Annotated in this window: 5 protein-coding genes; all 5 read right to left on the bottom strand. The window is 68.5% G+C overall.

Annotated elements, in window-relative coordinates; genetic code table 11:
• Positions 1–18: 18 nt before the first annotated feature.
• The gene (locus AC5Y4H_RS13670; RefSeq protein ID WP_499982474.1) at positions 19–1,347 is read right to left on the bottom strand and encodes a dipeptidase; all 1,329 of its coding nucleotides are present in this window, start codon (positions 1,345–1,347) and stop codon (positions 19–21) included.
• A 10-nt stretch (positions 1,348–1,357) separates the two neighbouring features.
• Positions 1,358–1,756 (bottom strand): holo-ACP synthase AcpS, encoded by a 399-nt coding sequence (gene acpS, locus AC5Y4H_RS13665; RefSeq protein ID WP_499982472.1) that lies wholly within the window; start codon positions 1,754–1,756, stop codon positions 1,358–1,360.
• Between the two features lie 85 nt (positions 1,757–1,841).
• The gene (locus AC5Y4H_RS13660) at positions 1,842–11,114 is read right to left on the bottom strand and encodes a fatty acid synthase subunit beta domain-containing protein (protein WP_499982471.1); all 9,273 of its coding nucleotides are present in this window, start codon (positions 11,112–11,114) and stop codon (positions 1,842–1,844) included.
• Positions 11,115–11,644: 530 nt separating this feature from the next.
• Positions 11,645–12,367, bottom strand: a complete 723-nt coding sequence (locus AC5Y4H_RS13655; RefSeq protein WP_499982469.1) for a DUF1906 domain-containing protein — start codon at positions 12,365–12,367, stop codon at positions 11,645–11,647.
• Between the two features lie 60 nt (positions 12,368–12,427).
• Positions 12,428–13,321 (bottom strand): MerR family transcriptional regulator, encoded by an 894-nt coding sequence (locus AC5Y4H_RS13650; RefSeq protein WP_499982467.1) that lies wholly within the window; start codon positions 13,319–13,321, stop codon positions 12,428–12,430.
• Positions 13,322–13,332: the final 11 nt, after the last annotated feature.

Below are 13,332 nucleotides of genomic sequence, written 5' to 3'. Positions count from 1 at the left end.
AATGACCAAAAAAGATCTTTAAGTGACCAAGTTGTCCAGCAGCAGCGCTTCGGCGATGGCCGCGCGTTCGAGCACCCCCAGGTGCAGGCTCTCGTTGACGCTGTGGGCCTGGGTCGCGGGATCTTCCACACCGGTGACGAGGATCTTCGCCTCCGGAAACGCGTCGGCGATCTCGGCGATGAACGGGATCGACCCGCCCATGCCCATGTCGATCGGATCGGTCCCCCACCCCTGCCGGAACGCGGCCCGCGCCGCGTCGTACACGCTGCCGGTGGCGTCGATGGCGTAGGGCTCGCCGACGTCCCCGCGGGTGATTGTGAGGTGTGCGCCCCACGGGACATGCCGCTGCAGGTGGGCGGTCAACGCGTCCAGGTGGGCCTCGGCGTCCCCGCCCGGCGCGACCCGCATGCTGATCTTGGCCCGGGCCCGTGGGATGAGCGTGTTCGACGCCTTCTCGATGGGCGTGGTATCGATCCCGATCACGGTGATCGCGGGTTTGGCCCACAACCGCTGCGGGGCCGAATCCGACCCGAACTCGGACACCCCGTCCAGCAGACCGGAGTCGGCACGCACCCGCTCCGGTGGGTAATCGACAGCGGCGGCGGCGCTTTCGTGCAGGCCGGCGACGGCCACGTTGCCGTCGTCATCGTGCAGGCTGGCCAACAACCGCACCAGCACGCTCAGCGCGTCGGGCACCACGCCGCCCCAGATGCCGGAGTGCAGGCCATGGTCGAGCGTGGCCACTTCGACGACACAGTCGACCAGGCCACGTAGCGTCACCGTCAGCGCCGGGACCTCGGTGCTCCAGTTGTCCGAGTCGGCAATGACGATCACGTCAGCCGCGAGCGCGTCGCGGTGGGCGGCCAGCAGCCGGCCCAGGGACGGGGATCCGGATTCCTCTTCCCCCTCGACGAACACCGTGACGCCCACCGGTGGCTGACCGCCGTGGGCGCGAAATGCCGCCAAATGCGTTGCGATACCCGCCTTGTCGTCGGCGGTTCCGCGGCCGTAGAGCCGGCCGCCACGTTCGGTGGGCTCGAAAGGCGGCGACACCCATTGGCCGCGGTCGCCCTCGGGCTGCACGTCGTGGTGGGCGTACAGCAGTACGGTCGGCGCACCGGGCGGCGCGGGATGGCACGCGATGACCGCCGGTGCGCCTCCTTCGCTGACGATCCGTACGTCGCCGAAACCCGCCTGCGACAACAGATCCGCTACGGCCTGCGCGCTGCGGTGCACCTCGTCGCGGCGGCCGGGGTCGGCCCACACCGATTCGATGCGCACCAGGTCTTCCAGGTCGCGCCGCACCGACGGCAGCACCTCGCGGACGCGCTCAACCAGATCGCTCATGCCCACGAGGCTAGTCGGCAGTCGTCTCCAGGATCGCCACCGCGGCGGCGGTATCGCCCTCATGCGTCAGCGAGACGTGAATGATCACGTCGGCGAGGTGTTTGGCGATTTCGCCGCTCAGCCGAACCCGCGGGCGGCCCCACATGTCGGTGACCACCTCGATGTCGCGGTGGATGTCCTCCCGCAGCACCGGACGCTGGGCGAACCGCGACCCCGACCAGGCCTTGATCACGGCCTCTTTCGCGGCCCAGCGGGCCGCCAGGTGGCGCGCCGCCGACGAACTCTTGTCCGAGGCGTCGCGGCGCTCCCCCGGGGTGAACGTCTCGGAGAAGACGGTTCCCGGCTGGTCGACCTGCTCGGCGAAATCAGGAATGGAGACGAGATCGATCCCCACACCGACAATTCCCATGGGTCGCCAGGCTAACGGATCGCCGAGCCCGGCGACGATGCGGTCGGCGCGGCGGAGCGGGAAGGAGACGGGCAATACACCGATGTCATCCGGCAGAGACCTGGTAAGCCTCGCCGTCACCCAGGCGCGAATCCGGGTTCAGCAGCATCGCCGCCTCCTGACGCTTCTCCGGCACGTCGCTGTCGAAGCGACGGTTCGGCGGCCGCTCGTACATCGGCGCGCCGCCGGCGATCGCCGACGCGAGCCGCCGTTGGCCGGCGAGCACGCGTGCGTCCGCGCGCCGCTGGTAGTCCGCACGCTGCTCCGGGTCGAGCGCAGCCACGAATGCCTGCGGGTGCACCAGCGCGACCAGACCCGAAACATGGCCGAATCCAAGGCTTGTCACCAACCCCGCCTTGAGCGGGAACTTGTCCCCGAGTCGCAGCGTCTCGCGAACCCATACGAAGTGGGCCGAGCCGGCCAGTTCGTCGTCGACGCAATCCAGGCTGCGGTTGGGCGGGATCACCCCGTCGCGCAGCATCTGGCACATCCCCATCATCTGGAAGACCGCCGCGCCACCCTTCGCGTGCCCGGTGAGGCTCTTCTGCGACACCACGAACAGCGGAGCGCCCTCGGAACGGCCCAGCGAGTCGGCAAGCCGCTCGTGCAGTTCGGTCTCGTTGGGATCGTTGGCCAGGGTCGACGTGTCGTGCTTGGAGACCACCGCGACGTCGTCGGCACCCACTCCGAGTTTGGTCAACGACCGCGCCAGCAGCGAATCCTTGCCACCGCGACCGGCGCCCAGCGCGCCCAGCCCCGGCGCCGGGATCGAGGTGTGCACACCGTCGGCGAACGAATGCGCGTAGGCCACCACGGCCAGTACCGGCAGGCCCATCTTGAGCGCCAGGTCGCCGCGCGCCAACAGGATGGTGCCACCGCCCTGGGCCTCCAGGAATCCAAGCCGGCGTCGATCGTTGGGCCGGGAGAACTTCGAGTCGTCGATGCCCCGGCCCCGCATCATGCCGGTGTCGGCGGTGGCCGCCATGTCACCGAAGCCGATGATGGCTTCCAGCGTCAGGTCGTCGAATCCGCCGGCGACCACCAGCTCCGCCTTACCGAGACGGATCTTGTCGACACCCTCCTCGACCGACACCGCCGCGGTCGCGCACGCGCCCACTGGGTGGATCATCGCGCCGTAGCTGCCGACATAGCTCTGAATGACGTGGGCGGCAACGACGTTCGGCAGAACTTCCTGCAGGATGTCGTTCGGCTTGCTCCGGCCCAGCAGGTTGCCGTGATACATCGTCTGCATCGAAGTCATACCGCCCATGCCGGTGCCCTGCGTGCTGGCCACCAGGCCCGGGTGCACCCACCGCATCAACTCGGCCGGGGTGAATCCCGACGACAGGAACGCGTCGACGGTCGCGACGATGTTCCACAGTGCCACCCGGTCGGTCGAGCTGGCCATGTCCTGGCTGATGCCGAACACGGTCGGGTCGAACCCGGTCGGTATCTGCGCACCAACGGTCCGCGACAGCTTCGTTTTTCGCGGAACCCGAATCTCCGTGCCGGCCTTGCGGATGACCTGCCAGTCGCTGGACTCGGGCACCGGCCGGATGACCGTGTGCTCCGGGTCGAACTCGACGAAGGCGCGCGCGTCGGCCTCCGACGACACCACGAACGCGAAATCCTTGTCCAGGAACACCGACACCAGCAGCGGCGCGGCGTGGTCGGGGTCGATCGCGCCGTCGTCGACGAATTCGCGGATGCCGCAGCGCTCGACGACGGTGTCGTGGTAGCGCTCGACCAGCTCCGACTCATCGACCAGATCGCCGGATTGGGTGTCGTACCAACCGGGCTGCGGGTCGTCCTCCCAGCGGATCAGGCCGGTCGTCCAGGCCAGCTCGAGGACGCCCGCCGCCGACAGTTCGTTGTCGACCTCCATCTCGAAGCGGGTCCGCGACGAGCCGTAGGGGCCCAGTTCCGCGCCACCGACGATGACCACCAGATCGGCCGGGTCGACGTCGAGGTCCGCCCATTCCGGCGGCGGTGCGGGGGCGAAGCCGCGCGGTGGAGACGGCAGCGCGGCAATGGTGTCCTCGCCCCCGGAGCCTTCGGCCTCGTCGTCAGATGTAGAGGTGGCTTGCTCGCGGGCCTTGGCGGCCAGCTCGGCCATGTCGAGGTTGGCCTCGCCCAACCCGCCGGTGAGGTCGGCCTTGATCGGCGCAGCGGCCGCGGCGACCTTGGACTCGATGTCGCAGAGGGACAGCAACATTGCGGCCATCTCGTCGGTCGAGTACGTAGTGACGCCGGCCTCCTCGACCGCATCGACGATGGCGTCGTTGTGGCCCATCAGCCCGGTGCCGCGGGTCCAACCGATTAGCGCGTGCGCGAGGCTGACCCGTGCCGCCCACGAGGACTCGGCGTGCCAACGGCTCACCAAGGCGTCCAGCGCCGACTTGGCTTCTCCGTAAGCGCCGTCACCGCCGAACATTCCGCGGTTCGGTGAACCGGGCAACACCACGTGCAGCCGCGACGCGATGTCACGCTCGGCGCCGATCTTCGACAGCCCGCCGATCAACCGCTGCACCGCCCAGAGCAGCACCTTCATCTCCATCTCGGAGCGAGAGCCGGCCTCGGACAGATCACCCGCGACCCGCGGCGCGGCAAACGGGAACAGCAGCGTCGGGGTCTGGGCGTCCTTGATGTGAATCGACTGCGGCCCAAGGCTTTCGGTTTGCTCGGTGCCCACCCACTCGACCAGCGCGTCGATGTCGGAGTAGGACGCCATGTTGGCCGCGACCACCCACAGCGCCGCGCCGAACCGGGCGTGGTCGCGGTAGAGCCCGCGATAGAACGCCAACCGCTCGTCGTCGAGCTTGGACGTCGTGGCAATGACGGTGGCACCACCGTCGAGCAGTCGCCCGACCACCGACGCGGCGATCGAGCCCCGGGATGCGCCCGTCACCACGGCGACTTCGCTGCTGTACGGTCCCGGGTCCGGGTTCTCGGCGCCGGCCGCGATGCGGCCGTACAACGATGCGTGGATCTGGCGGCCCGCGGACAGGGCCTTGCCCTGCCACCAGGTGGCCTGCGTGGCCACGACATGGCCTGCGCCCTCGAATCTTTCGGACAGTTCTCCCCAGCGAGCGTCGATGTCTCCCTCGTCACTGAGCCAGAGCTTGACCAGGTCTTCGCGCGCGCTGGCCCACCGGTCGTCGAACAATACGGCCTTCTTCGGCTCGAACACCGGCGCGACCAGGCGTGGCCAGTCGGCGCCGAGTTCGGCGGTGACCAGGTCGATGAGCTCGGCGTCGGTGGCCGCCGGCGAAGCGCTGACCGGGTCGTCCAGACCCAGCTGGTTGAGCACCAGGCGGGCCGCCGAGGCCAGCACGCCGTCGCGGCCGGTGATCTGGTCGGTGAACTCGCCCAGTGCGGTGGCGTCGATGGTCGCGCCGCCACCACTGCCAGAAGACGGCAGCGCGACCGCGATGCCGCGCCGCGCGGCGACCGAAGCCACCGCGGCATCGATCGCCTTATCGACGGCCCCGGCGTCGGCCAGTGCGCCTTCGTGCAGGTGGCCCATGGCGCCACCCCGGACACTGGTCCCCTCGCGGGTGCCCAGCGCGACCTCGACCGTGACGTGCTTGGCCCAACCCTCGCCCAGCTCCCAGGTCTTCTTGACCCGCTCGGCGATGGCACCGGGCCGCTTGCCCGACGGCCCCAGCACCGTGCGGAGCTGGTCGTTGATCGCGTCGGAAAGCACTGGGCCATAAGGCTTGTAGGTGCGTGCCAACTTAGTCACCTGCGCGCGCAACCCGGCCAGGTCGGCTTCGGCGGCGCCGTCGATGGCCCCGAGGTTCAGCTCCGAACCCAGGTCAACCAGCAACTGGTTGCGCCGCGACGACGCGCCGTCGGTGATGGATTCGATGGAGTCCAGCTCCTCGATCTGATCGATGCGCATCTTGGCCGAGAGCGCGATCAGCGCGAGTGTGGCATCCGCGGCGTCGAATCCGATGTCGTCGGGCCGGGCCGCGCCCGCCGGCGCGGTCGGCGCCGCGGCGGGAGCCGGGGTGGCCGCCGCCGCCTCCGGCGCCGACGCGCTTTCGGCGGGCACCTCCGGCTCGTCCTCGAGCTCAGGCTCGGGGTCGGTGTCGGTGGCGAACAGCACCGCCGCGTCGCGCTCGGCGTTGAGCACTTCCACTGTGCTGTGCGCGTATTCGGGCAACTTGAGGGTGTTGGTGGCCAGGCCGGCGACGGTCGGTGCGGACTTCACGCCGATCTCGACGAACCGCTCCACGCCACGACCGCCTGCGGCCTCTTCGGTGAACAGCAGGTCCTGGGTTTCGATCCAGCGCACCGGGCTGGCGAATTGCCATGCCAGCAATTCGATGAGGACGATGCGCGCCATCTCGATCCGGCGCTCGGCAATCCAGGTGTCGTAGTCGGCGAGGATCGGATCGAGCGGCTCGGCCGGCACCAGGTCGCGGATCTCCTGGATGAAGTCGCGGTCCAGGGTGAACGGACGCGGCACCAGGTTCGGGATGTAGCGCCCGATGATGACATCGGGATCCTTATCGCGCGGCATCACTCGGTCGAGTGACCGCCGGAACTCCGCCACACCGACTCGCAACACACGCGAGTGGAACGGCACGTCGATTCCGGGCACCAGAATGAACGAGCGCTTGCCGCCGGTGATCTTGCGGCGCCGCTCCACTTCGGCCTCGAGCTCCTCTAGGCCGCGCACGGTGCCCGCGATCGCATACTGTGACCCGCGCAGGTTGAAGTTGACGATCTCCAGGAATTCGCCGGTGCTTTCGGCGATTCCGGCGACGAATTCGGGGACCTGGTCGTCGGGCAGGTCGATCTGCGAGGGCCGAATGGCCGCCAGCCGATAGTTGGACCGGCCCAGCTCGTCGCGCGGCACGATGTCGTGCATCTTCGATCCGCGGTGAAACACCGTCTCCAGCAGGGCTTCCAGCTCGTAGATGCCGGTCACGCAGGCCAGCGCGGTGTACTCGCCGACGGAGTGACCGCAAGCGATCGCATCCTCGACGAACGCGCCTTGCTCGCGCATCTCGGCGACCTGCGCCGCGGCCACCGTGGCCATCGCGACCTGGGTGAACTGGGTCAGGTACAGCACGCCCTCGGGGTGGTTGTAGTGCACACCGCTGGCGATGATGCTGGTCGGGTTGTCGCGCACCACGTGTAGGACCGAGAAGCCCAACGTGTCGCGGGTGAACTTGTCGGCTTTGTCCCACACCTTGCGGGCGGCCTTGGACCGGGCCCGGACGTCCATGCCCATGCCCTTGTGCTGAATACCCTGTCCGGGGAACGCGTAGACCGTGTGCGGGGCCGCCAGGCGTGCCGTCGCCGACATCACCAGGTCCGATCCGATCCGGGCAGCAACCTCCAAAACCTCTGCGCCCTGGTCGATTCCGACGCGATCGACGCGGAACGCGACCTCGTCGCCGGGCCGCACCATGCCCAGGAAGCGCGCGGTCCAGCCGATCAGCCGCGCCGGCGGGCGCGCCTGACCATCGGTGGCGGTCACCGCGTGCTGCGCGGCGGCCGACAGCCACATGCCGTGCACGATGGGCGATTCCAGGCCGGCCAGCAGCGCGGCGGCCCGGTCGGTGTGGATCGGGTTGTGGTCACCGGAGACCACCGCGAACGGGCGCATGTCGACCGGGGCGGTGATGGTGACGTCGCGGCGGCGGCGGCGCGGGGTATCGGTCGCGTTCTGCGAGACCGCACCACCCGCGCGCGTCGGGTCCGTCAGTTCGGCGGCGCCGGTGCGCCCCAGGATCGCGAAACGCTCCTCCAGGGTGGCGATCTCCTGACCGTCGGTGTCGGCGATGGTCACCGAGACGGGAACGACGCGCCCCATGTCCGTGTCGCTGGCCACCGAAGCCGTTGCACTGATCGTCAATTGCGACTGGGTGTTGGGCAGCTTGCCGACCATGTGGGCGGCGTGGTCGAGATGCACCAGGCTCAGCAGGCCCTCGACCACCGGAACACCGGCGTCGGTGACGGCCGAGCCGATCGCGGAGAATACGGCGGGCCAGCACGGTCCCACGAGCGCGTCGGGCACGGTGGTGAGGCTGGGCGCCAACGGTTCTCCGAAGGTGGCCGTGACACCGGTGTGGTCGGCGACCCGCTCGGGATCCCAGTCCACCGTGACGGTGGCGGTTCCGTCGGTGACCGCGGGCAGGAACTCGGGCCCGTCGACGCCCGCGGCGATGGCCAGGACCGACCGCATGGCGGTGGCGGCATCCTCCGTGGAGACCACCGGAGTCGCGCCATCAACGGTGTTGGGCGGCAACGTGAATGGGATGTCGATCCACGTGCCCGACACGGGGACACTGAGCACCACGCGGTCGCCGTCGACCTGAAGCTGCGCCCCGGTGGACGAATGCGTGGCGCGGCGGCTCTCGGGCCCGTCATGCACCAGCCAGTCGGCGGGATCGGCGATTCGATGGACGGGGTTGGTCGCGGTGCGGCCGGCCCACTGCACATCGGGGGCGTCCAGCACGACGGCCAGCGGCCCGGTGACGTCGGCGCGGCCGGTCCGCCGTGAGGTGACGGCCGTGGGTTCCGCACCTGCGGCGAGCGCCTCGTCGATGGCCGCCTGCTCGAAGCGGTCCAGCAGTTCGCCGACGGGCTCGTCCATCCGGGTGATGCCGGCGACTGCGGCGGTACCCGGAATGATGCACACCTGATCGGCGTCGTAGCGCGCGTCGTGCGCCTGCCACAGCGAATCGCTGCGCCACCACCGCCGCACATCCTTGTCGATCACCGGCACGAAGTTGACCGGCTTGCCCAACAGCTTGCACAACGAGACGAAGAAGGGGACGTCGGCCGGATGCAGCTGCACGCGCTCGGCATCGGGGTAGTGCGTGAGCAGGGTGGCGATGGCCTCGGAAGGATTCTCCAGCAGGCGCGCACCGTCGTCGGTGGCACCGTCGAACAGCGTCTCAATCGGACCGAAATCCTGTGCATGCAAACGCGCCTCGGCCCGCTGCAGCATCTGCTCGAAACGGTCGCGCCAGGTGTCGGCCAGCCAGGGGCTCCCCGGCGACGCGGTGTCCGCGGTGGAATCACCGTCCCCGATGGACAATTCGACGTAGCGCTGCAACCACTGCAGGTAGGTCATCTCACCGGCGTCGCCGAAGTACGGCTTGGCGGTGTTGGCCATCGCCGCGATGATCTCGTCGCGACGCTCCGCGACGGCATCCGCGTCACCGGCGACCTCGTCGAGAAGACGGCCGCACCGCGACGCGCTGTTGTCGATCTCATGAATATCCGCGCCGAGCTGGCTACGGCTGGAAGCCATTCCGCCCGAGGCTTTTCCGGCGCCGATCCACCGATCGGTCCCCTGCGTGTCCACCAGCATCCGCTTGACCGACGGCGACGTGGTGGCCTCCTTGGCCGCCATCGCCGCGGTGCCGACAAGGATGCCGTCGATCGGCATCAGTGGGAAGCCGTATGCCTGCGCCCAGCGTCCGGACAGATATTCGGCCGCCCGCTCCGGCGTGCCGATGCCACCGCCGACACAGACGGTGATGTTGGAGCGCGACCGCAACTCGGAGTAGGTCGCCAACAACAAATCATCGAGGTCTTCCCAGGAGTGGTGGCCACCGGCGCGTCCACCCTCGATGTGTGCGATCACCGGCTTGGTGGACACCTCGGTCGCGATGCGGATGACGGAGCGGATCTGCTCCACGGTGCCCGGCTTGAAGACGACGTGACTGATGCCGACCTCGCCCAACTCCTCGATCAGGTCGACGGCGTCCTCGAGGTCGGGAATGCCGGCGCTGATCACCAGCCCGTCGATGGCCGCGCCCGACTGGCGCGCCTTCTGCACCAACCGCTTGCCGCCGACCTGCAGCTTCCAGAGGTACGGGTCCAGAAACAGCGCGTTGAACTGGTAGGTACGACCGTCTTCCAGCAGCCCGGACATCTGCTCGATGCGGTCGGCGAAGATCTCCTCGGTGACCTGCCCGCCACCGGCCAGCTCCGCCCAGTGTCCGGCGTTGGCCGCGGCGGCCACGATTTTGGCGTCGACGGTGGTCGGGGTCATGCCCGCCAACAGGATCGGCGAGCGGCCCGTCAGCCGGGTGAATTTCGTCGAGAGCTTGACCCTGCCGTCGGGCAGGCGGACCAACGTGGGAGCGTAGCTCGACCAGGCCCGCGCCACCTCGGGAACGGCACCGACGGTGAAGAGATTTCGTTGTCCGCCGCGGGTCGCAGCGGGCACGATGCCCACACCCAGACCACGGATCACCGGCGCGGTCAGCCGGGTCAATATGTCGCCGGGCCCCAGGTCCAGGATCCAGCGAGCCCCGGCGTCGTTGACCCGGGTGATCTCCTGCACCCAGTCGACCGGGCGCACCAGAATCGACTCGGTCAGCTGCCGGGCCAGCCCGACGTCCAGGCCGACCTTCTCGGCCCAGCCACCGACGATGTCGATGCCGTCGGCCAGCCGGGGCGTGTGGAAGCCCACCTCGACCTGCACCGGATCGAAGACCGGCGCGAAGACGTCGCCGCCGCGTAGCTTGTTCTTGCGGTCGGCTTCCTCCTTCTCCGAGATCTGCTGGCAGTAGAGCTCGAAGCGGGACAGCTGTTCCGGGGTGCCCGTGATGACGACCGAGCGGCGGCCGTTGCGGATGGACAAGACGGGCGGCAGCACGGTCCGCACGTCCTGCGCGAACTCGTCGAGCAGCCGGCCGATGCGTTCGGGATCGGCGTTGGTGACCGACACCATCGGCGGGCGGTCGCCAAGCACCGAGATGCCGCGCCGACGGGCCACCAGCGTCCCGGCCGCACCGATCAGCTGGGCCATCGCCAGCAGCTCGACATCGCGGCTACCGCCGGCCTTGAGCGCCTCGACGGCGAGGACCCCTTGGGAATGTCCTGCGACGGCCACCGGCGGCGTCGCCTTCAGGTCCATGCCCTGCCGCGCCAACGCCCGCACCGCGGCGATCTGGGTGAGCAGCACGCCCGGAATCGACACCGCGGCCGAAGTCAGGTGCTTGTCGGAGGGGATCGGATCCTCGGCCGCCAGCGCACGCACCCACGACAGCGGCTCAAAGCCGATCGGCCGCACCACGACCAGCTCTCTGGCCACCGGTTCCAGGAGCAGATTGACCTCACCAACCAGCGTTGCCAGCTCGGACTCGATGCCGGCCGACGACACCAGTTCTTCGAGGGTCTCCAGCCAGGCGCTGCCCTGGCCGCCGAATGCCACGGCATAGGGCTCGCCGGCCGTCAGTCGGTCGACAAGAGCGACGGTGTCCCCGGCTTGGGGGTTTTTGCTCCCCTGCGGGCCCCGCCCATCGCGGTCAGTGGACACCCGATCGTGCTCGTGGATCGTCACCTTGTCTGTCTCCCCTGTATGCGTCTTTAGGTCTCGTTCGTCTGGCGGTTCACCACCGCAGGGCGGGGTCCTGTTGATTCCGCGTCGAATCACAGCCGGGAAACGGCCGGCCGGTGTGTTGTCGGCGGACCGCTCGGGTGGCGCTGAGCGGCGCGACGGACTCCATCGGCTGCACTAAGAGTGTCATAAGGATCGGCCCTCGTTTTGCGTGCTGATCGGTTACTGGTGAGTTCTACGCATGGGTAACCGTGTCCTGGGTAACACGCGGTTTCACCGACGGCGCGGAGCCGATCAACAAACCCGCTGCATGCAGGTGGTTACGGTCGAGTAGCTATAACTGCGCAGATCAAAGCTGTCTTGTTATCGAATCGTTACATAAAAATTTTTGGTCACACAGCGGCGTCGCGGCGCCGCCGGCCGTGGCTGACGGCGAACGGCCGCCCGTGCGCATCCGGAAAATGAGCGAACGAGTGTTTGCTGGAATTTTTAAGAGGCCGCGCCCCGGCCGCGCCGGCCGACCGCATCGGGCGCTAGGCCCACTGCCCGAACTGGGGCTTGAGGATCTCGTTGATGTCCACCCCGACTCCTCCGACAGTGCGTTTGTCGATTTCAACCTGGTGCAGATTGGCCGCCGGGTGGGCGTAACCCTTGGGCGAGCCCCAATTGTGCTGCCAGAAGTAGGAGCCCAATCCGTCGTGCAGCGCCCAGTCGATGGTTTTCGAATTGGCGTACACGCCTGTGCGCTGATGGCCGATTACCGATTCCCACGAACGCAGGTAGGGCGCCACTTGGCTCTTGTACTGCTCGTATGAGGGGTCGTCGTCGATCGAGGCATAAATCGGCGCGCTGGCCGGCCCGCCGGCCGCGGCGTGTAGCTGCATCCCACGCTGCGCGTGCTGCAGGCCGGCGTTGGCACCACCCAGCCAGTCCGCGGTGCTGGCCTTGCCGTACTGATAGCAGGACACGATTTTGAGCCCGTTGCTGTCGAGGTCGCGCGCTTCGCCGACTTGGATCGGCTTGCCGAGCATCCAGTTGCCGCCTGGGCGCCGGTCCGACACGTACCGAATCGACCCCACCGCGCCGGCCGCCCGGATCTGGCTGGCCGGAATGACTCCGGCCGCATAGTCCAGCAGGGTGCCGAGCGACGCCGACGCCGTCGGGGCGCGCAGCGACGCGCCCGCGACGCCCATCCCAAGCAGGGCCGGGGTTGCGGCCGCGAATTTGAGCAGGTCGCGTCGTGAAACGGAGGACACACGCCACAGAGTACGACAGAAACCCCATATACCACGTTGATCACGCGAGTCACATCTGCATCACGGTGCCGCATCGTTCGTTTGAACCGGGTGGCGGACGGGCAGCACGATGACGCTCACGGCTTCCAATCCGCGGCGGGCGATCTGCCGAGCGATTTCATCGATGAAGTGGGCGGCCGCCGGGCTGATCGATCCTGCCCAAGCGCGGAATCCCTGCACGATCACCGGGTCGCGTTCCAGCAGCGGCTGCACGCCCCGCAGCACGCGAACCACGTCGGCCGGCAGGGGGTCTGCCAGCTGGTGGTCGATCCAACGACAGGCGAGCTCTCGCGCCGCGGCTTTGCTTTCGCCCAACCCGATGATGTCGGCGGCCAGGTTGCGCAACCGATCGAACAGCGTGTCGCGGCCCGGGGTTTCGGCCAGTTGCGACAGCAGGGTGCTGGCGGCGGGCGGGAGCACCATTTGCCCGAACAAAGCGGGGACCGGTAGGTCCCACTCGTCGAACAAGTCGGCGTACATGGCGGCGACGGGCGCCGGCAGCGGGGCGCTGAGCCGCCCGATCACGCCGATGCTGTCGCGGTGCGTGGTGGCCAACCGGTGCAGGATGTGTTCGCTGGGATCAGCGCCGCCGCACCCGGTTGCGGCATCGATGGCTTGAATCAGTTGGTCGAGCCGCTCCCGTTGCTGCATCAGTAGCGCGCGGTGCTGGTCGAGCAGGCCCGCCAGCGTGCTGTGCCCGCCTTCGATCAACCGCTGAATGTCATTGATACCCACGCCGAGGCTTCGCATCAGGTCGATGCGCAACAAGTCGAGGACCTGCTCGACGCCGAAGACCCGATAGCCGTTGGACAGGTGCTGCGCGTGCAGCAATCCGATTTTCTCGTAATGGCGGATACGGCCGGAGGCGATGCCGGTCAAGGCGGTGACGTCGCCGATCAGCAACTGCTCAACCACCCCTTGACCTT

The organism is Mycobacterium sp. NGS58 (assembly GCF_059812385.1).
This window is presented reverse-complemented; position numbering and strand designations above follow the sequence as displayed.

Excerpts from the sequence above, each read along its gene's own strand:
- AC5Y4H_RS13670 (WP_499982474.1), bottom strand. The coding sequence starts at position 1,347 with ATGAGCGATCTGGTTGAGCGCGTCCGCGAGGTGCTGCCGTCGGTGCGG.
- acpS (WP_499982472.1), bottom strand. The coding sequence starts at position 1,756 with ATGGGAATTGTCGGTGTGGGGATCGATCTCGTCTCCATTCCTGATTTC.